This window comes from Okibacterium sp. AC114, assembly GCF_979253355.1.
Window position 1 is genome coordinate 626,723 of record NZ_CEEDBR010000001.1, and the last position, 24,661, is coordinate 651,383.

Below are 24,661 nucleotides of genomic sequence, written 5' to 3' on the forward strand. Positions count from 1 at the left end.
GACCACCGCGAACCAACCGGTTCGTGGGAGAGCGCCCCCTCGCGGGGAGCTCGAACCTCAGAAAGAAGGAAGAAACATGGCACCGAAGAAGAAGGTCACAGGTCTGATCAAGCTTCAGATCAAGGCCGGCGCCGCCAACCCGGCCCCGCCCATCGGCCCCGCCCTGGGTCAGCACGGCGTGAACATCATGGAGTTCTGCAAGGCTTACAACGCGGCGACCGAAGCCCAGCGCGGCAACGTCATCCCCGTCGAGATCACGGTCTACGAAGACCGCTCGTTCACGTTCATCCTGAAGACCCCGCCCGCCGCCGAGCTCATCAAGAAGGCTGCCGGCGTCGCCAAGGGTTCCGGCACGCCGCACACCGTCAAGGTTGCCAAGCTCACCAAGGACCAGGTTCGCGAAATCGCTGAGGCGAAGCTCGTCGACCTGAACGCCAACGACATCGACGCCGCCTCGAAGATCATCGCCGGCACCGCCCGTTCCATGGGCATCACCGTCGAAGGCTAAGCAGTCCACCCTTTTTTCAACATCGTGGCAGCGCTAGCCAGGCGCGACTGCACCAGGAACCCGCGGGTTCCGGCGTAGGCACACCACATTCTCGAATGGGAGAACAAAATGGCACAGAAGTCTAAGGCCTACCGGGCCGCAGCCGACAAGATCCAGGCTGACAAGTTCTACACGCCCACCGAAGCCGTCGAGCTCGCCAAAGAGACCGGCTCGTCGAAGTTCAACAGCACCGTCGAGGTCGCTCTGAAGCTCGGTGTCGACCCCCGCAAGGCAGACCAGATGGTTCGTGGAACCGTCATCCTGCCCCACGGCACGGGTAAGACCGCGCGCGTCATCGTCTTCGCGACCGGTCCGGCCGCCGAAGCCGCTCTCGCAGCCGGTGCCGACGAGGTCGGTGGCGACGAGCTCATCCAGAAGGTGTCCGAGGGTTACACGAACTTCGACTCCGCCGTCTCGACCCCCGAGCTCATGGGCAAGGTCGGTCGTCTCGGTAAGGTCCTCGGTCCCCGTGGCCTCATGCCCAACCCGAAGACCGGCACCGTGACGCCCGACGTCGCCAAGGCCGTCACCGAGATCAAGGGCGGAAAGATCGAGTTCCGCGTCGACAAGCACTCCAACGTGCACTTCGTCGTGGGCAAGGCTAGCTTCACGCCCGAGCAGCTCGACGAGAACATCAACGCCGCCCTCGAAGAGGTCGTCCGTTTGAAGCCGTCCTCCTCCAAGGGCCGCTACATCCAGAAGGGCACGGTGTCGACCACGTTCGGCCCCGGCATCCCCCTCGATGTGAACATCCTCGTCTAAGTCTTCACGACTCAGCGCGATACAGCATCACAAGAATGGCCCGCTTCGGCGGGCCATTCTTGCGTTAACGGGGGCGGCCGCGCGGGCCACGAAGGCGCCCGCCACTTCTCACGGCGTGCGGGAGGCGGCGCGCGACGCGATGAGGGTGATGCCAGAAGCGGAGGCGACGAAGAGGGCGGCGAGGCCCAGCCATCCCCACAGGCCGTGCGTGATAGCAAGGCCCGTCACGATGAGCGGGGCGACCATGGTGCCGAGCGAATAGCCCATGGAGTAGACGCCCTGGTAGCTGCCCGCCAGGCGCTGGTCGGCGAGTTCGAACGACAGTCCCCACGAGCTGGCCGACGACAAGATCTCGGCGAACGAGTGCAGCACCAGGGCGACGAGCAACACCACGACGGTCGCGACGGCGGCCGTGAGCGACGCCGTGAAGTAGAGGACGCAGGCGCCCGCCATGAGGATTCCGGCGACGAACGACACGCGGCCGGCATAGCGCATGTCGTGGGTGCCGCGAGACAGGGGGATCTGGAACGCGATCACCAGCGCGGTGTTGATGAACGTGAGGAGGGCGACGACGGCGGGAGGAGCATCCGTGTCGTGGATGATCCAGAGCGGAACCCCGATCTCGAAGACCGCGAACTGGATGGCGAAGATGCCGGACAGGGTGGTGAAGGCGAGGTAGCGCGGGTTGCGCCAAGGGGACAGGCCGCTGAGGCGCTCGGCGGTTTCTCCCGCAGAGGGGCGGTGCGCGTCGACCGTGGTGGGCAGTTTGGCGAGGAGGAGCGCGCTGGCGGCCGTGATGGCGCCGGCCCCCAGCATGGTCCAGCGGTAGGCCTCGGGGGTGGAGATCAGCAGGGCGATGCCGCCGGCACCCGACCCGACCGCGATGCCGATGTTGGTGACGGTGCGGAGGATGGCGCGGGCCGAGACGCGCTCGGTGCCCGTGAAAGCCCGGGCGATGATGGCGCCGCGGATGGCGTGCTCGGCGCTCATCAAACCATCGACGACGCACGCTATGACGAGGGTCGTGACGAAGGAGTCGGCCAGCGTGTAAGCCATGAGGGCGAGCCCCGAGCCCGCCGCCGCGATGATCGACAGGAGGCGCGCGCTCAGGCGGTCGGCGAGGAAGCCGCCGAGGAACGAGGTCGCGACGCCGACGGCACTCGCGGCCGTGAGGACCACAGCGACCTCGGCCGCGCTGAGTCCCACGATGAGGCTGAAGTAGAGGACCGTGACGGTGAGGAAGACGCCGCGGCCGAGGGTGTGCACGAACGTTGAAGCGATGAGGACCCGCAGCACGGGGTTCTGCAGGGCGGCCGGCAGGCGACGTCGCAGGCCGGAGAGGCCTCGGGAGGACTCGGGGCCCTCGGGCGTGGGGTCGGCGAGAGGTGCGGGATCGAGACGGGGGATGCTGCCGGTTTCGGCGGAAGGCGGAATGTTGCTCACGGATCAGTTGTCCCACGGGTCGGGTGGCCCGCGGCAGTGATGTAGCGTTGTGCTTCATGTTGCGCTACACCTTGGACGATGTCGAGCTTGCAGGGCTGCGTTTCGGCATCTCGCCGCTGTGCGAACTCGGGCTGTCATTGCGGGCCCTGACCGAGCCATCCCGTTACCCGCTGCAGCTGCCGTGGTTGCGGCATACGCAGGAGGCGCGACGCGACGTCGACACCGAGGTGTTGAGCGCACTGATCGACACGAGGCAGTGGACGCCGGACTTTCTCAACCCCCGACCCGCTTCACCGCTCACGCGCATCGAGGACGAGTTCGCCCGGCTGGCCGCGATCGATCCGGCCGTGTTCCGGCGACAGCTCGAGGCCGTCCACGGCACGGTTCCGCGCGTGTTCGCGGGCGACCCGCACCGGGCGATCGAGCGGATGCTGCGCGGGCTCGAACACTATTGGCAGAGCTGCTTTCAGCCGTACTGGGGGCGCATGCGCACCATCCTCGAGGCCGACATCGTGTTCCGGGGGCGGCAGATCGCGCAGAACGGTCTGGCCGCCATGCTCAACAACCTGGGTGATTCGATGAGCTACGCCGACGGTGTCCTGTCGATCGACGTCATGTCACCCGGCGATCGCACGCTGCCCACCGCGGGGCTCGGCATCACGCTCGTGCCCACCATGTTCACACGCCGTGGCTCGTCGCCCGTCGAAGACGACGAACCGCCCATGGTCATGTATCCGGCCCGCGGCCAGGGCGCCATGTGGGAGGCCCAGCCGACGGGCGATGCGGATGCCGTGACCAACGTGCTCGGTCGCGTGCGGGCCGCGCTGCTCACCGCCCTGGCCGAGCCGGCGTCGTCGACCGAACTCGGCCTGCGCTTCGGCGTGAGCACGTCGGCCGTGAACCAGCATCTGCGGGCGCTGCGTGCCGTCGGGCTCGTCACCTCGACGCGCTACGGGCACAGCGTGCTGTACCTGCGCAGCGAGCTCGGAGATCGGCTGCTGAACACGGGCGCCGCCTGACTAGCTGTCTGCGACGTGCAGCACGATCTTGCCGCGCGTGTGCCCGGTCTCGAGGGCCGCATGCGCCTCGGAGGCCTGCGAGAAGTCGAAGACCTGGTCGACGAATACGCGCACATCGCCCGATTCGAGCAGACGTGACACCGTGGAGAGGGTGTTGCCGTCGGGCGCGACCTTATAGGTGGTGCCGCGCACACCCGCCTCGGCGACCTCGTCGAGGAACGTGGGCCAGCTGCCCGTCGGGGCGTTGACGATGAGTCCGCCGTGCCGCAAGACTTTCAGCGAACGTGAGCCGGTGTCGTCGTGCACGTTGCCGACGAGGTCGATGACGACATCCACCTCGGTGAGCACGTCTTCGAAACGTTGGGCCTCGTAGTCGATGAATTCGCTGGCACCGAGTTCGTGCAGCCATCCCTCGTTGCGGGCCGAACCCGTGGCGATCACGTGGGCGCCGAAGTATTTGGCGAACTGCACCGCGAAGTGGCCGACGCCGCCCGACCCCGCGTGGATGAGGATGCGCTGACCCTCGTGCGCCTTGGCGACCTCGACCACCATGCCCCAGGCCGTGAGTGCCGCGACGGGGATGCCGGCGGCCTCGACATGCGAGAGCGCCACGGGTTTGCGGGCCAGCGACAGGCTCGGAACCGAGACGTATTGCGCATAACTGCCCGAGTAGCGGGGAAACGACACCATGCCGTAGACCTCGGTTCCGGGGTGCAGCGGGTGCGCCTCGTAGGGGGCTCGCACGACGACGCCTGAGAAGTCCATGCCCAGCACGGCCGGGTAAGACTCGATGCCCGCCGCGACGCCGCGGCCCGCTCGGGTCTTCACATCGAGCGGATTGACGCCAGCGGCGACGACGCGCACGATGAACTCGGAGTTCACCTGACGGGGCGTGTCGACCTCGGCGAGGTGCAGCTGTTCGGGGCCTCCGACGGCGTCGATGACGGCGGCCGTCATGCGCTCGGGAACTTCTTCGATCGGTAGTGGTTCGGTGTGAGTCAGCCACGACTCATGCATTGCCTGGCGCATCGTACCCCCTCTGTCGTTGCGGATGGTCGAGGCACCGTTCGGGTCGTGTGCCGTGCTGGTGTCAGTCTCACGGGGCAATGATTCGCGCATGTTTCGGGGGCGTCACCGCACTGCTAAGACTGCATCGGAGACCACCGAGAGGTGTCCGCCAGGGTGTCAGGCGGGGCGTGTCGTGCGCCGGTGCAGCTCGTCGATGAGCGCGTTCGCCATGGTGACCAGGGTGTTGATCTCGCGTTCGTCGCGGTCGACCCAGCGGCAGAGGGGCTCGTCGTCGAGGGGCACGAAGTCGTTGTGTTGTTCCCACACCACGAGCGTGCGTTCGGCACCCAGAACGTATTGCTGCCACCAGACTTGGCGCAGATAGTGGCGCGGGATGCTGCGCCACGACTTGTTCGTCGTTTTGATCTCGGAGAGGATGACGCGCCCGTCTTCGGTGCTCGCCAGGCCGTCGGGCGTCGCCAGGTGGCGGCGCTCGTATTCGCTGTGGAAGAGCGCCGACGATGGCTGGATGCCGTGCGTGGCGGCCACCCACCGGGCGATCTCGGGTTCGCGCGCCTTGCCGTGGTCGGTGTAACGGTTGCCGCCGAAACCGGTGCCCATCAACTTGGCGGTCGCGGCCGACTGGATGGATGCCGGCGTGCTGAGTTTGGCGACATCCGTTGCCGTGATTCCGCGCGAGCGTGCCCGCAGCCAGGCGATGCGGTCGTCACCATCGACGACGATGCGGCCAGCGAGCAGGGGATTCACTTATCTATTGTCCCTCTCCCCGAGCGCGGGGGCGAACCGGGGATGGCGTGTCGGGCGAGGTCGTCCGAATGCGGCTCGACAGCTAGGCGCAGAGGCATTCCCGGGTCAGAATAGGACGCATGCGTATTGCGGTGACCGGTGGGTCGGGAAAGCTGGGTCGCGCGGTCGTCGCGGCGCTCGTCGAGAGTGGTAACGAGGTCGTGAACCTCGATCAGGCGGGGGAGCGGGGGCCGCTCTTCACGCGCGTGGACCTGCGCGACTACGGCCAGGTCGTCGATGCGCTCGGGGGTATCAACGACAAGATCGGCGGGTTCGACGCCGTCGTGCATCTCGCGGCCATCCCGGCGCCCGGGCTGGCGAGCGACGTGGCCACGTTCCACAACAACATGCTGTCCACGTACAACGTGTTCCACGGGGCGATCCGCGCCGGCATCCGCAACGTCGTGTATGCGTCGAGCGAGACCGTGTTGGGGTTGCCGTTCGACACCCCGCCGCCCTACATCCCCGTCGACGAGGAGTATGCGGCCCGGCCCGAGAGCACCTACTCGCTCGTGAAGCATCTCGAAGAGCAGATGGCCATCGAGCTCACGCGCTGGCACGACGACCTGAAGATCGTGGGGCTGCGGTTCTCCAACGTCATGGCGCCAGAGGACTATGCCGAGTTCCCCTCGTTCGACGCCGACGCCACCCTGCGCAAGTGGAACCTCTGGGGCTACATCGACGCGCGCGATGGTGCGCAGGCGATCGAGAAGGCCCTGGCCTGGCAGACGACCGGGTTCGACCGGTTCATTATCGCGGCCGCCGACACCGTCATGAGCAGGCCCAACTCCGAACTCGTCGCCGAGGTGTTCCCGGGCGTGCCGCTCGCGCGCGACCTCAGCGAGCTGGGCGACAACGAGACCCTGCTCTCGATCGACAAGGCCCGGCGCGTGCTGGGCTTCGAACCCGAGCACAGCTGGCGCAACGGATGACGCGGGCGGATGCCGCGTCGCCCTCCACTGACGGAGCCGGCGCGTCCACCCGCAGCGGTCACGACACGCCCCGCCGGGCGTTCGGTTTCGCGCGCCTGGCCGGCGGGCGGGTCGTCGGTCTCGACCTGGCGCGTTTCCTAGCGCTCATCGGCATGATGGCCGCTCACGTCTGGAACGAGCAGCTGCCCGAGGGCGGCCCCACGGTCGCGCTCACGCTCGTGCAGGGGCGCGCGGCGGCGCTGTTCGCGGTGCTGGCGGGCGTCGGCGTCGTGCTGTCGATGCGACGCTACCTGGGAGGGGTCGACGGGAGCGGGCACGGACCCGAAAGCCGAACGGCGGCGCGCGATCGGCCGGCCGAAACCGTCGCGTCGCCCGGGTCCTTCGAGCTCTTCCGGGCGCCCCAGGGGATGGCTCCCGCCATCCGTGCGCTGCTCGCTCGTGGCGCCGTGGTCATGGCGATCGGCCTGACGGTGGGCCTCGTCGACAGCGGTATCGCCATCATCCTCGTCTTCTACGGGGCGTCGTTCTGGCTCACCATCCCGTTCTTGCGCCTGCATGCGGGCGCCCTCGTCGGCGTGGCGCTGCTGTGGGCTGTCGTGTGGCCGATCGTCTCGTTCGGCATCCGCACGGAATGGCTGACGGCGACTGATTTCGCGAATCCGTCGTGGACGAACCTCGGCGAGCCGCAGTTCGTGGCCGACCTTTTCGTCACGGGTGTCTATCCGGTCTTCACCTGGATCGTCTACCTGCTCGTGGGCATGGCTGTGGGGCGCCTCGTATTGGTGGCCCGGGCAGCCGCTGCCCAGGACGGCGGTCGCATGCTGCGGCGCCTCGCCCTGCGGCTGACCCTCGGTGGAGCAGTGGCCGCTTTTGCCGGTTGGGCACTGTCGGCCCTGGCGCTCGGACCGCTCGGTGGCATCGATGCCATCGCGCGGTCGCGGGGGTTCACCGCCGGCTCCGAAGGACAGGATATGGTCGCAACCGATCTGCAGGGTTCGGGCTTCGGTCTCGTGCCGCTCGAGAGCCCGTGGTGGCTGACATCCTCGCTCGCGCACTCGGGTTCGACCCTGGACCTCGTGCTCACGGCGGGCACGGCCGTGGCGATCATCGGCCTGTGCCTGTTCGCCGGGCTCGCCGTGCGCGGCGTGGGTGCGGCGGTTCTGGCACCCGTCGTGGCGGCTGGGGCTGCGCCGCTCACCATCTACTGCACCCACGTTTTCGTCGAAGCGGCGACGGCCGCCGTGCTGCCGCCCGATGCATGGATGGATGACGACCTGATGTGGCTCGTATCGAGCCCCCAGCTGTGGCTTCTGCACGTGGCCGGGGCACTTCTCATCGGGCTCGTGCTGGCGCTGCTGGGGCGTCGGGGGCCGCTGGAGACGGCCGTCACGACGCTGTCGCGGGCCGCGGCCGCCGGGCTTCCCCGGAAGCGACCGGCGCGCTAGGCGAGCGTCAGCAGGCGCCTGACGACGAACCCCGCTCGTGTTCCCGCTCGCGCGTGGCCGCCGAGGCTCCCGTCGGCACGGCCTCGTTGAGCATGTGAAGCAGGGTGGCGAGCCGCTCGACGTCGCCCAGGTCCCAGCCGCGCAGGCGGTCGTAGAGCATCTCCTGATCGTCGAGTCGCACGGCATCCATGCGTTCGACGGCGACAGCCGTGGGCACGATGTAGCTCGAGCGACCGTCGAGCGGGTCGGGCTCACGCGTGATGAGCCCGACCTGTTCGAGGTATTTCACCGTGCGGCTGATGATGCTCTTGTCGGTCATGAGCATCTCGGAGAGGGCGCCCGATTGCAGACGCCCCGCCCGGACCACGGTGGAGAGAACCTTGTACCCGACCGGCTGCAGGCCGGGGTAGACCCGCTCGGCACGGTCCCGCATCGACGCCTTCACCCGGTTGATGAGCAGTCCGAACTGCTCCTCCACCCGGGCGATGGACTGGTCGACGGCGGGGTCGTGCGGGGCGTCGAGTGCGTGGCTCATGGTGCTATTTGCCCGAGCGACGCGCGCTGTCGTCGGCGCCGTGTTCGCCGGAGGCGGGGGCCGAGGCATCCCGCGTCTCGCCGTCGCGGACTACGCCGATCGAACCGGTGGGCGTGCCGTCGATCGAGGCGATGGCCGTCTCGAACACGCGCTCTTCGGACTCCTGCAGGCGGCTCTCTTCACGGCGCTCGAGGGCCGTCTTGGTGCCGAGGCTGAGGTTCGGCAGGAAGACGATCGCGAGGATCGTGACGAGGGCGAGCGGGGCGGCCAGCAGGAAGACGTGAGCCACGCCCTCGCCGTAGGCCGACTCGATGATGGGGCGGACCGAATCGGGCAGCGTCGACACCTTGGGGATGGTTCCGGATGCGAGCGCCTCGCCGATCTTGGCACCCTCGGCGCCGAGCTTGGCCAACGCCGCCTGCAGCTGGGCCGTGCTGGCCGCGAGCGAGTCGGAGACGCGAGTGGCCAGGATGGCACCCATGACCGAGACGCCGACCGTGCCGCCGAGGCTGCGGAAGAACGCGACACCGGCGCTCGAGGCGCCGAGCTCGGAGGGCTGCACGGCGTTCTGCACGACGAGCACCAGGTTCTGCATGACGGCACCGACACCGGCGCCGAGGATCAGCATGTAGACCGAGACGAGCACGTAGTTGGTGTCGTAGTGGATGGTGCCCATGAGGCCCAGGCCGATGGCGAGGGCGATCGAGCCGCCGATCATGTACGGCTTCCACACGCCCGTGCGGCTGATGATGTTTCCGATGATGGTCGACGAGAGCAGCAGGCCGGCGATCATGGGCAGCGTGAGCAGACCCGACTCGGTGGGCGAGGCGCCACGGGCGAGCTGCATGTACTGCGCGAGGTAGACCGAGGTGCCGAACATGGCCACACCGACCGAGATCGAGGCGATGACGGCGAGAGTGAAGGTGCGGTTCTTGAAGAGGCTCATCGGCAGGATGGGCTCCTTGGCGCGCAGCTCGACGATCACGGCGAGCACGAGGGCGACGACGGCGCCTCCCACCATCCAGGCGGTCGTGGTGCTCCACCAGTCGAACTGGTTTCCGGCCATCGAGACCCAGATCAGCAGCAGCGAGACGCCGCCGGCGATGAGGACGGCACCGAGGTAGTCGATCGAGACGACGCGCTTGACGACCTTGGGCAGGTGCAGCGTCTTCTGCAGCAGGATGATCGCGACGATGGCGACGGGCAGGGCCACGAAGAAGTTCCAGCGCCAGCCGAAACCGTCGGTGAGCAAGCCACCGATGAGGGGGCCACCGACCGTGCCGACGGCCATGACGCCGCCGAAGAGACCCATGTAGCGGCCACGCTCACGCGGGCTGATGATGTCGGCCATGATGATCTGGCTGAGTGCCGTGAGGCCGCCGGCGCCGAGGCCCTGCAGCACGCGGAAGATGATGAGCGTGTTGGTGTCTTGCGAGAAGCCGGCGAGGGCCGAACCGATCACGAAGATGACGAGCGAGAGCTGGATGAGCAGCTTGCGGTTGAAGAGGTCGGCGAGCTTGCCCCAGATGGGTGTCGAGACCGTGGTCGCGAGCAGGGTGCCGGTGACGACCCAGGTGTAGGCGGTCTGGTCGCCGTTGAGGTCGGAGACGATGCGGGGAAGCGAGGTCGAGACGACGGTGCCGGCGAGGATGGCGACGAACATGCCGAGCAGGAGGCCCGAGAGGGCTTCGAGCACCTGGCGGTGCGTCATCTTCGGGGCGGGCGGCGCCTCGGTTGATGCGGTGGTCATGAGTGGATGCTCCAGAGGAAACGTGTGTGGTTGCTGGCCCGACGCTGCGCCATGTCGTTGATATAGGTCAACTATAACCATCTAGTGGACTTTGGTCAACTATCTATAAGCGGAGGGGCACCTGAGGTATTCCCGCCCGCGAAAAGCCGATCAGGCGAGGATGTTGCGCGCGATCCAGTCGGCCGCATCGCGCGTTGCGAGCTCGCCCGAGAGGAGTGCCTCGGCGAACGTGATGGCCGCCTCACTCAGCCGACCGTCGGCCGTGTCGGGGCCGTCGCGCAGAATGTGCAGCGTGGCCCAGCGGGTGGCGCGCGAACCGATGCGGGCGACGGTCGCAGCGGTGCCCGTGAAGTGACGGATCTGGCCGCGCGTGCCGTCGTCGAACTCGGGCTTCACACCCGTGCCCGAGATGGTGTTGCGACCGCCGCGGCCCGCGTCGAGGAACCAGAGCGGACCGCGCCGCACGCCCGCTCCGCGGCGGCCGAGTTCGGCGAGGAAACGTCGTGCATCGGGCTCGGCGGCGCCGAGGGTTCTGGCGAGGTCGACGAGTCTGGCTGCGGCATCCACCCTGCCACCGTAATACAGCCGGATCGGCTCGAACTGGGCGACGAACGTCAGAGGCACCAGTCGGCCGAGGCGCCCTCGACGACGCCGACGTCCTTCTGCGTGCGGAGGTCGGTGATGAGGGTCTGGGCGCCGGGGGCGGTGGCGGCCTCGGAGGCGGCGGCGTCGGCATCCCCGATGTTCGGGCGCACGTCGATGGCCAGGTACTGCCCGTTGTCGGAGAGGCAGAGGGAGCGCACCTCGCCGCTGGACGCGGGGCGGTCGTAGAGCATGCGCGCGCCGTCGGGTGTGAGGCTGTAGACGGCGTAGCGCAGGTCGGCGAAGGTGGCGGGGTCGCGCACGACGCGCGATTCGACGAGGCTGGCCGGGCCGCCGCCCTCGGGCACCGAGACGACGGCGAGACGGTCGGGTTCGCCGGCGGCATCGGGATTGGCGATGGCCTCGAGGGGCGTGGTCTCGCCCGTCTGCAGGTTGACGATCGAGCCGCCCGTCGGGTCGGAGACCGCGAACGACAGCGTGCCGGGGATGAACGCGCGGATGTCGGCATGCAACCCGAGCGGCAGGGGCGGCTGGGCGCCGGCCGGGTCGATCAGGCTGAGCGCCTGCTTGTCCGATTGCACGATGAGCTGCGAGGTGTTCGGCACGAAACGCCACTCGAGCATGCTCTCGGGGATGCCCTCGGTCGCGCCCAAGACATACTGAGGCTGCGTCAGGTCGGTGGTGTCGTACAGCGTGAGGGTGTCGCTCGCACCCGGCGTGCGCTGCACGAATCCGAACAGGTTCGTGGTCGGCGACGACCGCAGCTGCACGGCGCTCGACCCGGCCGGCAGGCGCACGCGCTCCTCGTAGCCGTCGCGCAAACGGTGCACGATGAGCGAGCGGATGCCGGAGTCGCTCGTGACGGCGGCGATGACGAGTTGCCCCGTGCTGACGAACTCGTCGATGCTGTCGGCCTCGAGGATGTCCTCGTGCGACGCGTCGGTCAGAAGCGTGCGCCGGATGGTGTCGCGGCCCGTGCCGCCCTCAGCGCCGGTTCCTGGGGCGCTCGCGCCGTCGATCAGCGTGAGGATCTCGGAGCCCGGCGTGCTGAAGGAGGTCGTGAACGTCGCCCGACCGAATGTCTGGGAGCCCCCGACATCCGTGGCACTGATCGTGTAGTCGGTGTCGGAGAGCAGCGGCTCGGGGAAGGTGACGACGAGGGTGCGATCGTCGAGCGAGGTGGTGAAGGCGGTCTCGGGTTTCACCGTGATGGTGCCGGCCTCGGCGAGCGGTTGGTTGGCTTGGAACTCGACCGTCTGGCCGCGTGATTGCGTGAGGGTCGTGGCGTCGAAGCGCGCCTGTTCAAGAGCGGGCGCGAGGCCGAAGTTGGCGAGTGTGAGGCCGCCGAGCAGCAGCACGAGCACGCTGAAGGTCGCGATGACGAGGCGCCGGTAGCGCTGCGCAGGGGTGCGCTGCGAGCGCCGCGTGCGTTGCGACGCCGGAGACGCCGGGGCACTAGAAGACATACGGTTCCGTCGCATCGTCGGCGGGCTCGACGTCGGTCGGCACGACCGCATAGGTCTCGGTGCTGAAAGCGCTCGGGTTGGGCACGATGCCGCCGCGCACGCGCACCCACTTGCCCTCGGTGAGTTCGTTCTGCCAGTTCGGGTGATAGACCGCGAGGCCGAGGGGACTGGCGTCGACGGCGCAGCACGTGATCGAGAACCGCGTGACGAAGAACACGTTGTCGGGGTCGTTGGTGTCGGCGCTCACGAAACCCGTCACGTCGACGGGGTTCTCGGCCAAGAATTCGGCGCTGACGCCCATGTTCAGATAGGTCGTCCACTCCTTGACCGTGAAGGTGGAGGTGTCGATGGATGCCAGCTGTTCGTCGCTGATGGGAGCGACGGGCGCGCTGCCGACCGAGCTGTTCACGCTGCGCTGCTCGGCCGCCGACAGGGAGAGTGGGGCAGGGGGCAGCACGAGCATGGCGAAGATGGCGGCCACGATGATGGCGGCGGCGCTCAGCTGGAGGCCGGTGGCCTTGGCGAGGCGGCGGGCGCGCCCGGTGGGTGCAGCATCCTCATCGTGGGTGTGCTTGTCGCGCCACTGTGGCGCCATGAAGAACGAGGCGAGCGTGAACACCAAGCCGATGACCGCCATCACCACGGTGAAAACGACATAGCGCGGATGGATGTAGAGCTCGAGTTTGCCCGTCAGCCCGAGCCAGAGCATGGCGACGATTCCGATGAGGGCGAGCACCGGTCCGACCCAGCGTCGGAGGAAGTTGTTATGCAAGGAGGTTCACCGCCAGGCCGAGGATGATGGCGCCCGCCGCGACGAGGGCCGTGATGAGGACGAGCGCGCGCGTCGTATAGGTCGTGCGCATCAGGGTGAGCATCTTGATGTCGATCATGGGCCCGAACACGAGGAACGCGACGATTCCGCCGGGCATGAAGGATGCCCCGAACGACAGGATGAAGAAAGCGTCGACGTTGGCGCAGATGGAGATCACGAAGGCCAGCAGCACGAGGGCGATGACCGAGAGCATGGGGTTGGAGCCGAGCGCGACGAGGAAGTCGCGGGGGATGCCCACCTGGATGGCGCCCGCGATGGCCGAACCGATGAACAGCGCCGGCAGCATGGCCGAGCTTTCTTCGGCGAAGGCGCGCACACTGCGGGTGGTGCGGCGGCCCTGATCGTGCCCGTGACCCTGGTTGGCGCACGCGGCCTGGAACCCCGGCGTGATGAGGGAATCGGGCTTCGGGTGCCGGCTGATGAGCATGCCCACCAGGTTGGCGATCACGAAGCCGCCGATGATGCGCGAGATGAGGATGCCGTCGTTCCACCCGAACGCCTGGTAGGTCGTGATGATCGTGATCGGGTTGAGGATCGGCGCCGCGAGCAGGAACGTGATGGCGTCGGCCGTCGACAGGCCCTTCATCATGAGGCCGCGCGCGAGCGGCATGTTGCCGCATTCGCAGACGGGAAAGAGCACGCCGAGCAGCGACAGCACCATGCGCCGGAAGAACGGGTTGCGCGGCAGCCGCTTCAGCAGGAAGTTCTCGGGCAACCAGATCTGCACGAAGATCGACAGCAGGATGCCGAGGAAGACGAACGGCAGCGACTCGACGACCACGCTGATCGACAGCGTGAAGAAGTCGCGCAGCGGCTCGCCGATTTCGAAATTCGCGGCCTGCGCGACCACGCGGATGGTGACGAACAGGGCGATGAGCACGATGCCGAGCGTGATCCATCCGCCGCGGCCGTCGGGTTCTCGCCGTCGCCGGATCGCATCGGCGTCGATGTGCTCGTGTCGCACGTCGTCGTATTCGTCGATGTCGTATGCCGACACGCGTACCTCCGGTGATCTGCCCTCGGCGATCTTAGGCAGAAGCGCGGCCGTCTCGCGCGAGGCGGGCCGGGAGTCACCGATTGTTAACGCGCGGGCGCATCCTTGTCGTCGCGGCGCTCGCGCAGGCGGCGGGCGATGCCGAAGGGGATCGGCGCGAGCAGCGCGGCGAGGACCGCGTAACCGGCCACCCAGGGCGCGATGCGGCGCAGCTCGGGGAAGAGCGGGTTGGTGTACCACTCGAGCGGGTAGAGCAGGTTAGTCTTGCCCGCCTTCTGCAGGGCGTCGAAGTTGAACGTGACCCACCACTCGCTGGCGTCGTCGGAGTTCCCGTCGGGGCCGTAGGCATATCGGATGTTCTGAATCGTGTCGAGGTCGCTCGTCAGCGTCATCGCGGCAGTGGGCAGCTCGCTGATCTCACGCTCGGTGCGGCCGGGGAAGAGGCTCTCGGAGGCGACATAGATCGTGTCGACGTCGCCGAAGGTCTCCGTGAGGGTCTGGTTCGGCCCCTTCTGGCTGTTGGGTTGGGCGATGCGCGTGAACGAGAGCGTGATCGCGTTGCGCTCATTCCGGCCGAAGAAGTCGTCCGAGAACGGGAACTCGGTCGAGGACGGTTGCGGCGTCTTCACGTCGAGGATGTCGGCGCGGTAGCCCTTGGAGGTGTCCTGGCGCAGGAGCCCGAAGCGCATGCCGCGCTCGGCCGTGAACGTGATGGTTCGGCCGTCGTCGGTCTTCGCCGTGAACGACTCAGGCAGCTCGTAGGTGGGGCCGTCGTTTGGCACGGCCGGCAGGATGTAACCCACGCCGACGAGCACCGACAACACCGCGAAGGCCGCCAAGGCGGCCTGGGTCCAGCGCAGGGGCGACAGCTCGATGCGCAGGCGGCGACGCGGTCGGCGGGCGGCCGAGGGGGAGGCGGGGGCGTCGGCGGCGGGCGTGGTGCTGGTCGTCATGTGTCGAACCTAGCGGAGGGGCATGGGGCGGGCCACGGGGAGGAGTACCCATGCGGAGGACGGTGCCACGGGGTCGCCGGTCGCGGGCAACCTCGTACGCGCGGCCGCCGAACGGGCCCGGATGCCGGCGTCAGCCGCGTTTGGGGTAGGGGTGCGTCCAGCGGTGGCCGCCCGCGGCGACGGCCTGTTCGACGCGGGCGCGACGGCGGCGCACCGTTTGCACGACCGCGAGGATGGGCAGGCCGAGGGCGCACACCCAGAAGAGGATGATCGAGATCACCCACGCGGCGACGGCTATGACGACATCCATTCGGTCTCCGCGCTCGCTAGCCGCGGTGACTGGCTCGAGGCTGCCGAGGCGGCCGCTATCCACGACCCTCGGGTCGGCGCCCCGCTCGACCAGGAACGACATCTGCTCGGGAAAGTCTTTCGAGGGCGGGAAACCCCAGTTCGTGCCGCCGCGCGCCGTGAGCTCGATGGGCGTTCCGCCCTCAGCCTCCGCCGGCACCTCGAGCGTGTAGTAGCCCGTCACGTTCGGCATGCCCGAAGTCGTGTCGATCGAGTCGAGCGTGCCGGTGACGACGACGGTGCGGTCGACGAGCGGTGCTTGCCGGGCGGCGGTGTCGATGGATGCGTCCTTGGCGAGGCCGAGCACGAGCAGGGCGAGGAGGCTCGGGATGATGCCGAGCCCGAAGATGAGCCACAGCGGCCAGCCGGGAAACGGGAGGCGGCGGGATGCGGCGGGCGCGGCGGGTATGGACTGTGCCGGAGTGGCGCTAACCGCGGATGGGCGCTCGGGCGCCGGCGGCGTTTGCGGCGCGGGAAGCAGAGAATGCACGGCGCCTCCTGGGGCGGTGAAGGGGGCCGGGATCGGCTCGTCCACCCCACTCTAAACACGGATGGCTACCGGGCCGCCAGGGGCAGGACTACCCACCGCTCGCGGGGCCGCCCGCCCGGCCACACGACGAAGGGCGGCACCCCGTCTCCGGAGTACCGCCCTGTTCGTGGAGCGCGCTGGTGGTGCTGTCGCGATCTAGTACTGCTGCAGCATCGGCAGCAGGACCGCCATGTTGATGATGAAGCCGATGATGCCGAGGATCGTCAGGATGATGCCGACGATGATGCCGATCTTGGCCCACTTGTTCTCGAAGCCGGCGTTCTTCGACTGCGAACGGGCGACGAGGCTCAGGATGAGGCCGACGACCGGCACGACGATGCTGAGGATGAAACCGACGAGGCCCAGGGTCTTGCCGGGGTAGTCGGCGGGCGTGGCCTGCTGGCCGGGGGCGGACTGGTACTGGGGAGCGTTTGTCATTGTGTCCCTTTCAGGGGAGGTGGCAGAGCGCCCACGGTGGGCATCCAATATCGTAGGGGTTCTCAGCATCCGATCGGGGTTTTTTCGCTTTTTCAGGCCACTTCGCTGATCGTGCCGTTCGCGATGCGCAGTCGCCGCTCGGCGCGTTTGGCCACCGCCGAATCGTGCGTGACGATGATGACCGTGAGGTTCTGCTCGCGCCAGAGGCCTTCCAGCAGCTGCATGATCTCGTCGCGCGTCTGCTCGTCGAGGTTGCCCGTCGGCTCGTCGGCGAGAAGCACCTTCGGGTTCTTGACCAGCGCGCGGGCGATCGCGACGCGCTGCTGCTGGCCGCCCGAGAGCTCGTTGGGCAGGTGTGTGGCGCGCTCGCCGAGGCCCACCGATTCGAGCGCCTGGGTGGCCCGATGCACGCGCTCCTGGGCCGGCACTTTCGCGGGAATCAGCGCCATCTCGACGTTCTCGAGTGCCGTCAGGGTGGGGATCAGGTTGAACCCCTGGAAGACGAAACCGATCTCCGACGCCCGGATGGTGGCGAGCTTCGCCTCGCTGAGGGTCGACAGGTCGTCGCCGCGCAGCGCGATCGACCCGGAGGTGGGCCGGTCGAGGGCGCCGAGCATTTGAAGCAGCGTCGACTTGCCGCCGCCCGTCGGGCCTTGGATGGCGACGAGCTGGCCGTCGGGGATCGTGAGGTCGACGCCGTTCAGCGCCGTGACGGTGCGTTTGGGTTGTGAATAGGTCTTGGTGAGGTCGGTGAGGGTGTACATCGGATGCTCCGTCGGGGTTCGTTGAGAGAAGTAATAAGGGGAAGGGGAGTGCGGCCTAACCGACCGAGCGCAGGGCCTCGGCGGGGCGCAGGCGTGAGGCGCGCCATCCACCGATCGCGCCGGCGAGCAGGCCGCCGGCCACCGCCAGGGCCACGGCGATCACGATGATGAGCGGCGTGACGGGGGCGTTCAACACGACATCGGTGGTGGATGCCGCCGCCTGGCCGCCGCCGAAACCGCCACCGGGCAGGTTCGCGGCCGCGTCGCCCGCGCCCGAACCGCCGCCCGAACCCGCCGCAGCGGGTGCGCCACCGGGCATGCCGCCGCCGGCCGACGAGCTGGCCGATGCCGTAAGGGTGGGGGCGAAGAGGTTCACGACGACCACGCCGAGGAGTCCGACGGCCACACCGACGGCTCCGCCGATGAGCGACTGCACGACCGATTCACCCGCGACCTGGCCCACGATGCGGCGGTTGGACCATCCGATGGCCTTGAGCGTGCCGAATTCGCGCGTGCGGCGAGAGACCCCTGAGATGGTGAAGAGGATGGCGATGAGGAACGCCGCGGCCAACACGATGATCGACAGCCAGGTGCCGAGGCTCGAGACGAGGCCCGAGGCCGACGATAGGGAGCCCGACACGCTCGAGGCGAGGTCTTCCTGCGTTGAGACCGTCGCGTCGGGCAGGTCCTTTTCGATCGCGGCCTTCACCGCGGCGATCTCGGTCGACGACGACGCCTGCACCGAGATGGTCGAGATCTGGTCGGTCAGACCCGAGATGGTCTGCGCGCGGTCGAGCGGGATGTAGACGTTCGAGGCGGTCTCGGCGTCCGACCCCGTGGCCCCGACGATGCCCACGACCGTGAACGTGGTTCCGCCGATGTCGAGCGTGTCACCCGTGGCGAGGTCGTTGGCCGTGGCGTAGGTGGCATCGAGCACGGCGTTGTCGGTGCCCGTGTCGGATGCTTCGAGCCCGCGTCCGTCCGTCAGGGTCACGGCCGAGAGGGGGCCGACGGCGTCGGCGGCGGGATCGAGGCCGAGCACCGTGAAGGAGTCCACGTTGAAGGAGCTGCCGCCCGCGCCATCCGCGCCGCCCTGAGGGGCCGTGCCCGCGTCGGAGCCCGTGCCTGAGTCGGTGCCCGAGTCAGTGCCCGTCCCCGAGTCGGCGTCCGTGCCCGCGTCGGAGCCGGTCGCGCCGGGCGCCTGCATCTGCGAGAAGTCGGGCAGCTCGCCGTCGAACGTCGTGTTCGTCAGCGCGAGGGTTCCGGCGGCACCGGAGACGCCCTGCAACGCCGTGACCGTGTCGAGGTCCGAGGCGGCGAAGGTGGTGGTCCCGCGAGCGGCCTCGAGGCGGGATGTCGCGACCGTCGTCGATCCGTCGGTGGTGGCCCCCGCATCCGCCCCGAAGTCGAAGCGCTGGCCGGGCCCATCGGTGCCGCCTTCCGCCGGGGGAGTCGCGGCCTGGCTCACGGTGATGTCGGTGCCGACACCATAGACGGATTGCAGCACCGTCGTCTGAGCATTCCTCACCCCGGCCGAGACCGAGTTGACGATGATGACGAGCGCGATCGCGAGGGCCATGCCGATGGCGATGATGATGGTCTGTTTTCTTCTGCCGATCAGCTCGCGCCGAAGATAGGTGCCAAACATGAGGATTCCTTCTGACGTTAGGGCGGCCGGGGTGCCGCAGTCCAGAAGGTAGGGACGCCGCCTATGCCCGGCCACGACGATTCCTTTGCGTTCTCTATGTCGGCGTGCATCTGGCTGGCTCATAGACCGCTCATAGGAAGATGCCCATACTGAGGATTGTGAGTAACACACCCTTCGCTTCGAGCGCCCACCGCACCGCCCTCACCCGCGCCGACGGTTCGCCCGTGCGCGTGCTCGTCGTCGACGACGAGGCCACCCTCACCGATCTGCTCAAGATGGCACTGCGCTACGAGGGCTGGGAGGTGCGCACCGCCGCCACCGGGCAGGCCGCGCTCGCCGCCGCACGCGATTTCCGCCCCGACGCCGTGGTGCTCGACATCATGCTGCCCGATCTCGACGGCCTGCAGATCCTCAGCCGCCTGCGTGCCAACGGCGACGACATGCCCGTGCTGTTCCTCACCGCCAAGGACTCCCTCGACGACCGCATCAACGGACTCACGGCGGGCGGCGACGACTATGTCACCAAGCCGTTCAGCCTCGAAGAGCTCGTGGCGCGCCTGCGCGGCCTCATCCGCCGGTCGACCCTTCTCGCTGTGGACAACGACGGACCCACCGTGCAGGTCGGCGACCTGACGCTCAACGAGGACAGCCACGAGGTCTACCGCGACGGCACCCCCATCGAGCTGACCGCCACGGAGTTCGAGTTGCTGCGTTACCTCATGCGCAACCCGCGTCGCGTGCTCTCGAAGAGCCAGATCCTCGACCGCGTCTGGAGCTACGACTTCGGCGGCAAGGCCAGCGTCGTCGAGATCTACATCTCCTATCTACGCAAGAAGATCGACGCCGGGCGCCCCGCCATGATCCACACGATCCGCGGCGTCGGCTACATGATCAAACCGGCGGATGGCGCGTGACCACGCCCCCCGCGACGCCCGCGTCGCCGCACCCGCCTCGCCCTGACGCGCCCCCTCCTCGCCCTGGCGCGCCATCGGCGGCCGATGCGTCTGCGCGACAGGCGCCGTCAGGCGAACCCGGCGAGGCTCGGGCAGCGCGCCCCGCGTTCTGGCGCCGCGCTCTCGGGCTGCCCTGGACGTTGCGCCGCCAGCTCACGGTCGCGGTCATCGCGCTGCTCGCCATCGCGAGCCTGATCGTGGGCTTCGCGACCGTGCTCTCGACGCAGTCCCTCCTCATCGCGGGTGTCGACAACCAGCTGCGCGAGGTCGTGAGCCGCGGCGGTGCGACATCGTCGGGCTCGGAGCCCGGCACGGGTTCGACGAATTCCGATACCTACACGACGCCCCCCGGTTTCATCCAGCGCCCCGGCTATTCGCAGGGTTTCATCGGCGCCATCTACCGCAACGGCTCGCTCATCGACGCCGGCTATGTGGCCCACGGTGCGGCTTACACACTGCCCGCCGCCCAGGGCCGGGCGCTCGTGGCCTATGCGGCACAGGTCGATGCAGCCTCGTCCGGCACGCCCGGGTGGGACGGCGTCATCCAGATCGAGCGCCCCCGCACGGTCAGCCTCGGCGGCCAGTTCGGCGACTATCGCATGGTCGTGGTGCCAACGCCCTACGGCGACTACATCTTCGGCCTGCCACTCGACGAGGTCGACGCGACGGTCTCGCAGCAGGTGCTCATCGTGCTGCTCATCTCCCTCTTCGGCGCCGTGCTCGCGGGTCTCGTGGCCTGGCTCATCGTGCGCCTGTCGCTGCGCCCGCTCGACCGTGTCGCCGCCACCGCCGCTGCCGTGTCACAGATGCCGCTCGACCGCGGCGAGGTCGCGCTGGGTGTTCGCGTGGCCGACGCCGATGCCGACCCCCGCACCGAGGTCGGCCGCGTCGGTTCCTCCATCAACCGGATGCTCGGGCACGTCGGTTCGGCGCTCACGGCCCGTCAGGCCTCCGAGAGCAAGGTGCGGCAATTCGTCTCGGATGCCTCGCACGAACTGCGCACGCCGCTCGCCTCCATCCGCGGATACTCCGAGCTCGCCACCCGGCACAGCGACGACCTGCCCGACGACGTCAACTACTCGCTCGGCCGCATCCAGTCCGAGTCCGGCCGCATGACCACCATCGTCGAGGACCTGCTGCTGCTCGCCCGTCTCGACGAGGGGCGCGAGCTCGACCGCGCGCCCGTCGACCTCACGGATCTTCTCATCCACACCGTCAACGACGCGCATGCCGCCGCGCCCGATCACGTGTTCGAGCTCGACATCCCCGACGAGCCCATCAGTGTGGTGGGGGATGCGCCGCGCCTGCACCAGGTCGTGGCCAATCTGCTCGGCAACGCGCGCGTGCACACACCCGCCGGCACCACGGTCACCGCGTCGCTCGCCCTCGGAGAGGCATCGACGGCCGTGATCGAGATCTCGGATGACGGCCCCGGCATCGACCCGGAGCTCACGCCGCGCCTGTTCGAGCGCTTCACGCGCGGCGACGACTCCCGGTCGCGGGCCACGGGTTCGACGGGCCTCGGCCTCGCCATCGTGCACGGCGTCGTGCAGGCGCACGGCGGAACGGTGACGGCCGAGAGCCGCCCGGGTCGCACGGTGTTCCGCGTCACGCTACCCCTCGCCTGACGACCTCGTGCGCGACGGCGCGGGGCGGGCGTCAGAGCGTGTCGCTCCGGGCATCCCGTGCCCAACGCCGGCACGCAGAACGGATGTCGCGGCCGAACTTGCGCCGCGGCATCCCCTCGCGTACTCTGATCCAGGACCAAAGACCGCTGGTTATCCGAGTGCAGCAATGCACGACGAACTAAGGCTCTCTCACGAGAACGCCCGCGCAGGTGATTCGAAGTTTTCGATGGTTCGGGTTTTTCCCGAGATCGTCATTCTGCTCCGAGCGCTTGCGCCGGAGCTTTTTTCATGTGCGGGTGTGACTCCAACAGAGTTGCCGGTGGCCTGGTCACGTAACGCTCACCGCGTTACGGAACTAATACATAAGGAGTGGCCATGGCGAACAAGGAAGCCTCGGTTGCCGAACTCACGGAGAAATTCCAGAGCTCGACTGCCGTTCTGCTGACCGAGTACCGCGGTCTCACTGTTGCTCAGCTCAAGACGCTGCGCAAGTCCATCAGTGAGGACGCAACCTTTGCCGTGGTGAAGAACACGCTGACCAAGATTGCGGCGAACAACGCCGGCATCTCGTCGTTCGACGACGAGCTCGCCGGTCCGTCCGCCATCGCATTCGTTCACGGTGACCCGGTCGCCGTTGCGAAGGGTCTGCGCGACTTTGCCAAGGCAAACCCTCTCCTGGTGGTCAAGGGCGGTTACTTCGACGGTAACCCGCTGTCCGCCGCAGAGGTAGGCAAGCTCGCCGACCTCGAGTCCCGCGAAGTTCTGCTCGGCAAGCTTGCCGGCGCCTTCAAGGCCTCGCTGTTCGGAGCCGCATATCTGTTCAACGCACCGCTGTCGAAGGCCGTTCGCACGGTCGACGCGCTGCGTGAGAAGCAGGAGTCCGCGTCCTAGGTTTCGCCTAGACACGCGGTTGAGTACATAAAAGACAAAGGGAGAAATATCATGGCAAAGCTGTCAACTGAAGAGCTGCTCGAGCAGTTCAAGGGCCTGACCCTCATCGAGCTCTCCGAGTTCGTCAAGGCATTCGAGGAGACCTTCGAGGTCACCGCGGCCGCCCCCGTCGCCGTTGCTGGTCCGGCTGCTGCCGGCGCCGCTGCTGAAGAGGTCGAAGAGAAGGACTCCTTCGACGTCGTTCTCGAGTCGGTCGGCGACAAGAAGATCCAGGTCATCAAGGTTGTGCGCGAGCTCACCAGCCTCGGCCTCGGCGAGGCCAAGGCCGTCGTCGACGGAGCCCCCAAGGCTGTCCTCGAAGGCGCGACCAAGGAAGCTGCCGAGAAGGCAAAGGCTTCGCTCGAAGAGGCCGGCGCAACCGTTACCCTCAAGTAATCAGGGCCCGAGAGGGCCTCTTACTCGGGTTCGGTCGGGTGGCTCCGGTCATCCGCTCGTCTCAGTTCGAAAGGCGTCATCCCGCACGGGGTGGCGCCTTTCGGCGTTTCCGGATGCCGGAGCCCGACGGTTCGCCGACAGAGAAGCGGGAGAATGCATAGCCAAGCTATGTATATAATTGAGTAATGCTTACCGTAGATCAGAAGGCAGAGCCGGGAGTCTCTGCCGACCAGCTACCCCTCCTCCTCGGCGATCTCGTGACCGTCGCCAACCGCCTCACGCGCCTCGCCGCGCAGTCCACCGAGAGCGCAGAATCGCCCGCCGTGTGGCGCACGCTCTCGACGCTCGTCTCGCTGGGCCCCGTGCGCCTCGGAGAATTGGCCCGCCAGAGCCGGGTGTCGCAGCCCACGATGACGAAGATCATCCGCAACCTCGACCAGGTCGACTGGGTCAAGCGCATCGTCGACGTCGATGATGGGCGCGCCTGGCAGATCGCCATCACGCCCAAGGGGGAGAAGGCGCTGCATGAATGGCGCGACACCCTCGCCGAGGCCCTCGTGCCGCACTTCTCCGACCTGGCGCCCGAAGAACTCGAGCACCTGACCGAAGCCACGCGCATTCTGCAGCAGCGCGTCGCCGTGGGCACGCTCCTCTCCAAACGGGACGACGCCTGATGGCGGGCCACCAGAGCGCCGGCCTCGGCGCCGTTCTCAAGCAACCCCGCTCGGTGTGGGCCGTCGCCTTCGCGAGCGTCATCGCCTTCATGGGAATCGGTCTCGTCGACCCCATCCTGCCGGCCATCGCGGCCGACCTGCAAGCCACGCCCACCGAAGCCGAGATGCTGTTCACCAGCTACCTCGTCGTCACCGGTGTGGCCATGTTCTTCACCAGTTGGTTGTCGAGCCGCATCGGCGCCAAGCGCACGCTGCTCATCGGCCTCGCGCTCATCGTCGCGTTCGCGCTGGCGGCCGGGCTGTCGGGCAACGTCGAATCCGTCATCGGCTTCCGCGCCGGCTGGGGTCTCGGCAACGCGCTGTTCATCTCGACCGCGTTGGCCACGATCGTGGGGGCGGCATCCGGGGGAACGTCGACCGCCATCATCCTCTATGAGGCGGCGCTCGGCCTGGGTATCGCCATCGGGCCTTTGCTCGGCGGACTGCTCGGCTCGTGGAGCTGGCGCGGACCGTTCTTCGGCACCGCCGTGCTCATGGCGGTCGGATTTATCGCCATCGTCGTGTTGCTGGGCAAGGAGGAGACGAAGCCCACGCCCATCAAGCTGTCGGCTCCGTTCAAGGCGCTCGGCCGCCCGGCTTTGGCCGTGCTCGCCGCGACCGCGCTGTTCTACAACATCGCGTTCTTCGTGCTGCTGGCCTACACGCCGTTCCCGCTCGAGCTGCCCGCCCTGCAACTGGGCTTCGTCTTCTTCGGCTGGGGCATCGGCCTGGCCGTCACGAGCGTGCTCGTCGCCCCCGTTCTCACCGCCCGGATGCCGCGCACCCGCGTGCTCTGGATGACGCTCATCCTGCTCTCGCTCGACCTCATCGCCGCGGGGCTGCTCATCGACGTCAAGGCGGGACTGATCGTCTGCGTCATCGTCGGTGGGCTCATCCTCGGCATCATGAACACGGTGCTGACCGAATGCGTCATGGAGGCGACCGACCTGCCCCGTTCGGTGGCGTCGTCGTCCTACTCGGCCGTGCGGTTCCTCGGCGGAGCCGTTGCCCCGCCCGTCGCGTCCGAGCTGGCCAAGATCTTCACGCCGTCGGTGCCGTACTACGCCGCCGCCGGTTCGGCCCTCGTGGCCATGCTCATCGTGCTGCTCGGCCGCAAGGCGCTCGCCCGCGTGAACGCGCCCATCAAGTCTGAACTCGAAGAGGCTGAGGCGATCGCCATCGGCGAGAGCTGATCCTCGACGAGACGTGAATGCGGTG

The 24,661-nt window shown here is 68.0% G+C and carries 25 protein-coding genes; 11 read left to right on the forward strand and 14 right to left on the reverse strand.

Features of this window, described 5'->3' with window-relative positions; all coding sequences use genetic code 11:
• Positions 1–76 precede the first annotated feature (76 nt).
• Complete coding sequence (rplK, locus tag ACZ6IE_RS03100; RefSeq protein WP_077053862.1) at positions 77–508, forward strand: 50S ribosomal protein L11; 432 nt, start codon at positions 77–79, stop codon at positions 506–508.
• A gap of 108 nt (positions 509–616) precedes the next feature.
• Positions 617–1,309 carry a 50S ribosomal protein L1 gene (gene rplA / locus ACZ6IE_RS03105; RefSeq protein WP_079726917.1) on the forward strand — a complete coding sequence of 231 codons (693 nt, stop codon included), beginning with the start codon at positions 617–619 and terminating at the stop codon, positions 1,307–1,309.
• 108 nt (positions 1,310–1,417) lie between these two features.
• On the opposite strand, the gene ACZ6IE_RS03110 is transcribed toward rplA, so the two are convergent.
• Positions 1,418–2,752 carry an MFS transporter gene (locus ACZ6IE_RS03110; RefSeq protein ID WP_464606732.1) on the reverse strand — a complete coding sequence of 445 codons (1,335 nt, stop codon included), beginning with the start codon at positions 2,750–2,752 and terminating at the stop codon, positions 1,418–1,420.
• Between the two features lie 56 nt (positions 2,753–2,808).
• On the opposite strand from ACZ6IE_RS03110, the gene ACZ6IE_RS03115 reads away from it, so the two are divergent.
• Positions 2,809–3,771: an ArsR/SmtB family transcription factor gene (locus tag ACZ6IE_RS03115; RefSeq protein ID WP_464606733.1), complete on the forward strand. Its 963-nt coding sequence runs from the start codon at positions 2,809–2,811 to the stop codon at positions 3,769–3,771.
• On the opposite strand, the gene ACZ6IE_RS03120 is transcribed toward ACZ6IE_RS03115, so the two are convergent.
• The gene (locus ACZ6IE_RS03120) at positions 3,772–4,788 is read right to left on the reverse strand and encodes an NADP-dependent oxidoreductase (protein WP_464606734.1); all 1,017 of its coding nucleotides are present in this window, start codon (positions 4,786–4,788) and stop codon (positions 3,772–3,774) included. It lies immediately after the preceding gene.
• 168 nt (positions 4,789–4,956) lie between these two features.
• Positions 4,957–5,547 (reverse strand): YqaJ viral recombinase family protein, encoded by a 591-nt coding sequence (locus ACZ6IE_RS03125; RefSeq protein WP_077053858.1) that lies wholly within the window; start codon positions 5,545–5,547, stop codon positions 4,957–4,959.
• A 119-nt stretch (positions 5,548–5,666) separates the two neighbouring features.
• Here ACZ6IE_RS03125 and ACZ6IE_RS03130 point away from each other — a divergent pair, with 119 nt between their 5' ends.
• Positions 5,667–6,518 (forward strand): NAD-dependent epimerase/dehydratase family protein, encoded by an 852-nt coding sequence (locus tag ACZ6IE_RS03130; RefSeq protein ID WP_464606735.1) that lies wholly within the window; start codon positions 5,667–5,669, stop codon positions 6,516–6,518.
• Positions 6,515–7,963, forward strand: a complete 1,449-nt coding sequence (locus ACZ6IE_RS03135) for a heparan-alpha-glucosaminide N-acetyltransferase domain-containing protein (RefSeq protein ID WP_464606736.1) — start codon at positions 6,515–6,517, stop codon at positions 7,961–7,963. The genes ACZ6IE_RS03130 and ACZ6IE_RS03135 overlap by 4 nt, the downstream gene beginning before the upstream one ends.
• Before the next feature lie 7 nt (positions 7,964–7,970).
• Here ACZ6IE_RS03135 and ACZ6IE_RS03140 read toward each other — a convergent pair whose 3' ends face one another.
• The 11 genes from ACZ6IE_RS03140 to ACZ6IE_RS03190 form a co-directional block, all read right to left on the reverse strand.
• Positions 7,971–8,498 (reverse strand): MarR family winged helix-turn-helix transcriptional regulator, encoded by a 528-nt coding sequence (locus ACZ6IE_RS03140; RefSeq protein ID WP_464606737.1) that lies wholly within the window; start codon positions 8,496–8,498, stop codon positions 7,971–7,973.
• Positions 8,499–8,502: 4 nt separating this feature from the next.
• On the reverse strand, positions 8,503–10,248 hold the full coding sequence (locus ACZ6IE_RS03145; protein WP_464606738.1) for an MDR family MFS transporter: 1,746 nt from the start codon (positions 10,246–10,248) through the stop codon (positions 8,503–8,505).
• Positions 10,249–10,398: 150 nt separating this feature from the next.
• On the reverse strand, positions 10,399–10,815 hold the full coding sequence (locus ACZ6IE_RS03150) for a hypothetical protein (RefSeq protein WP_464606739.1): 417 nt from the start codon (positions 10,813–10,815) through the stop codon (positions 10,399–10,401).
• 47 nt (positions 10,816–10,862) lie between these two features.
• Positions 10,863–12,317: a hypothetical protein gene (locus tag ACZ6IE_RS03155; RefSeq protein WP_464606740.1), complete on the reverse strand. Its 1,455-nt coding sequence runs from the start codon at positions 12,315–12,317 to the stop codon at positions 10,863–10,865.
• On the reverse strand, positions 12,307–13,089 hold the full coding sequence (locus tag ACZ6IE_RS03160) for a TIGR03943 family putative permease subunit (protein ID WP_464606741.1): 783 nt from the start codon (positions 13,087–13,089) through the stop codon (positions 12,307–12,309). Before ACZ6IE_RS03160 ends, ACZ6IE_RS03155 begins: the two co-directional genes overlap by 11 nt.
• Entirely contained in the window at positions 13,082–14,146 is a 1,065-nt protein-coding gene (locus tag ACZ6IE_RS03165) for a permease (RefSeq protein ID WP_464606742.1), read from the reverse strand. Before ACZ6IE_RS03165 ends, ACZ6IE_RS03160 begins: the two co-directional genes overlap by 8 nt.
• An 83-nt stretch (positions 14,147–14,229) precedes the next feature.
• Positions 14,230–15,096 (reverse strand): hypothetical protein, encoded by an 867-nt coding sequence (locus tag ACZ6IE_RS03170; RefSeq protein WP_464606743.1) that lies wholly within the window; start codon positions 15,094–15,096, stop codon positions 14,230–14,232.
• A gap of 130 nt (positions 15,097–15,226) precedes the next feature.
• A complete protein-coding gene (locus ACZ6IE_RS03175; RefSeq protein WP_464606744.1) occupies positions 15,227–15,934 on the reverse strand; it encodes a hypothetical protein in 708 nt (235 codons plus the stop codon).
• A 195-nt stretch (positions 15,935–16,129) separates the two neighbouring features.
• The gene (locus ACZ6IE_RS03180) at positions 16,130–16,411 is read right to left on the reverse strand and encodes a DUF4190 domain-containing protein (RefSeq protein ID WP_077053848.1); all 282 of its coding nucleotides are present in this window, start codon (positions 16,409–16,411) and stop codon (positions 16,130–16,132) included.
• Positions 16,412–16,503: 92 nt separating this feature from the next.
• Positions 16,504–17,175, reverse strand: coding sequence for an ABC transporter ATP-binding protein (locus ACZ6IE_RS03185; protein WP_464606745.1), 672 nt, complete (start codon positions 17,173–17,175; stop codon positions 16,504–16,506).
• A gap of 55 nt (positions 17,176–17,230) precedes the next feature.
• Entirely contained in the window at positions 17,231–18,823 is a 1,593-nt protein-coding gene (locus tag ACZ6IE_RS03190; RefSeq protein WP_464606746.1) for an FtsX-like permease family protein, read from the reverse strand.
• A gap of 140 nt (positions 18,824–18,963) precedes the next feature.
• Here ACZ6IE_RS03190 and ACZ6IE_RS03195 point away from each other — a divergent pair, with 140 nt between their 5' ends.
• The 6 genes from ACZ6IE_RS03195 (at position 18,964) to ACZ6IE_RS03220 (ending at position 24,636) form a co-directional block, all read left to right on the forward strand.
• On the forward strand, positions 18,964–19,737 hold the full coding sequence (locus tag ACZ6IE_RS03195) for a response regulator transcription factor (RefSeq protein WP_464606747.1): 774 nt from the start codon (positions 18,964–18,966) through the stop codon (positions 19,735–19,737).
• A complete protein-coding gene (locus ACZ6IE_RS03200) occupies positions 19,734–21,404 on the forward strand; it encodes a sensor histidine kinase (RefSeq protein ID WP_464606748.1) in 1,671 nt (556 codons plus the stop codon). The genes ACZ6IE_RS03195 and ACZ6IE_RS03200 overlap by 4 nt, the downstream gene beginning before the upstream one ends.
• Positions 21,405–21,779: 375 nt before the next feature.
• The gene (gene rplJ, locus ACZ6IE_RS03205; protein ID WP_077053844.1) at positions 21,780–22,295 is read left to right on the forward strand and encodes a 50S ribosomal protein L10; all 516 of its coding nucleotides are present in this window, start codon (positions 21,780–21,782) and stop codon (positions 22,293–22,295) included.
• Positions 22,296–22,346: 51 nt separating this feature from the next.
• Positions 22,347–22,730, forward strand: a complete 384-nt coding sequence (rplL, locus tag ACZ6IE_RS03210; protein ID WP_077053843.1) for a 50S ribosomal protein L7/L12 — start codon at positions 22,347–22,349, stop codon at positions 22,728–22,730.
• Positions 22,731–22,915: 185 nt separating this feature from the next.
• Complete coding sequence (locus ACZ6IE_RS03215) at positions 22,916–23,404, forward strand: MarR family winged helix-turn-helix transcriptional regulator (RefSeq protein WP_464606749.1); 489 nt, start codon at positions 22,916–22,918, stop codon at positions 23,402–23,404.
• Entirely contained in the window at positions 23,404–24,636 is a 1,233-nt protein-coding gene (locus ACZ6IE_RS03220) for an MFS transporter (protein WP_464606750.1), read from the forward strand. The genes ACZ6IE_RS03215 and ACZ6IE_RS03220 overlap by 1 nt, the downstream gene beginning before the upstream one ends.
• The last annotated feature ends 25 nt before the right edge of the window (positions 24,637–24,661 follow it).

Excerpts from the sequence above, each read along its gene's own strand:
- rplK (WP_077053862.1), top strand. The coding sequence starts at position 77 with ATGGCACCGAAGAAGAAGGTCACAGGTCTGATCAAGCTTCAGATCAAG.
- rplA (WP_079726917.1), top strand. The coding sequence starts at position 617 with ATGGCACAGAAGTCTAAGGCCTACCGGGCCGCAGCCGACAAGATCCAG.
- ACZ6IE_RS03115 (WP_464606733.1), top strand. The coding sequence starts at position 2,809 with ATGTTGCGCTACACCTTGGACGATGTCGAGCTTGCAGGGCTGCGTTTC.
- ACZ6IE_RS03120 (WP_464606734.1), bottom strand. The coding sequence starts at position 4,788 with ATGCATGAGTCGTGGCTGACTCACACCGAACCACTACCGATCGAAGAA.
- ACZ6IE_RS03130 (WP_464606735.1), top strand. The coding sequence starts at position 5,667 with ATGCGTATTGCGGTGACCGGTGGGTCGGGAAAGCTGGGTCGCGCGGTC.
- ACZ6IE_RS03135 (WP_464606736.1), top strand. The coding sequence starts at position 6,515 with ATGACGCGGGCGGATGCCGCGTCGCCCTCCACTGACGGAGCCGGCGCG.
- ACZ6IE_RS03140 (WP_464606737.1), bottom strand. The coding sequence starts at position 8,498 with ATGAGCCACGCACTCGACGCCCCGCACGACCCCGCCGTCGACCAGTCC.
- ACZ6IE_RS03145 (WP_464606738.1), bottom strand. The coding sequence starts at position 10,248 with ATGACCACCGCATCAACCGAGGCGCCGCCCGCCCCGAAGATGACGCAC.
- ACZ6IE_RS03155 (WP_464606740.1), bottom strand. The coding sequence starts at position 12,317 with ATGTCTTCTAGTGCCCCGGCGTCTCCGGCGTCGCAACGCACGCGGCGC.
- ACZ6IE_RS03170 (WP_464606743.1), bottom strand. The coding sequence starts at position 15,096 with ATGACGACCAGCACCACGCCCGCCGCCGACGCCCCCGCCTCCCCCTCG.
- ACZ6IE_RS03180 (WP_077053848.1), bottom strand. The coding sequence starts at position 16,411 with ATGACAAACGCTCCCCAGTACCAGTCCGCCCCCGGCCAGCAGGCCACG.
- ACZ6IE_RS03185 (WP_464606745.1), bottom strand. The coding sequence starts at position 17,175 with ATGTACACCCTCACCGACCTCACCAAGACCTATTCACAACCCAAACGC.
- ACZ6IE_RS03190 (WP_464606746.1), bottom strand. The coding sequence starts at position 18,823 with ATGTTTGGCACCTATCTTCGGCGCGAGCTGATCGGCAGAAGAAAACAG.
- ACZ6IE_RS03195 (WP_464606747.1), top strand. The coding sequence starts at position 18,964 with ATGCCCATACTGAGGATTGTGAGTAACACACCCTTCGCTTCGAGCGCC.
- rplJ (WP_077053844.1), top strand. The coding sequence starts at position 21,780 with ATGGCGAACAAGGAAGCCTCGGTTGCCGAACTCACGGAGAAATTCCAG.
- rplL (WP_077053843.1), top strand. The coding sequence starts at position 22,347 with ATGGCAAAGCTGTCAACTGAAGAGCTGCTCGAGCAGTTCAAGGGCCTG.
- ACZ6IE_RS03215 (WP_464606749.1), top strand. The coding sequence starts at position 22,916 with ATGCTTACCGTAGATCAGAAGGCAGAGCCGGGAGTCTCTGCCGACCAG.
- ACZ6IE_RS03220 (WP_464606750.1), top strand. The coding sequence starts at position 23,404 with ATGGCGGGCCACCAGAGCGCCGGCCTCGGCGCCGTTCTCAAGCAACCC.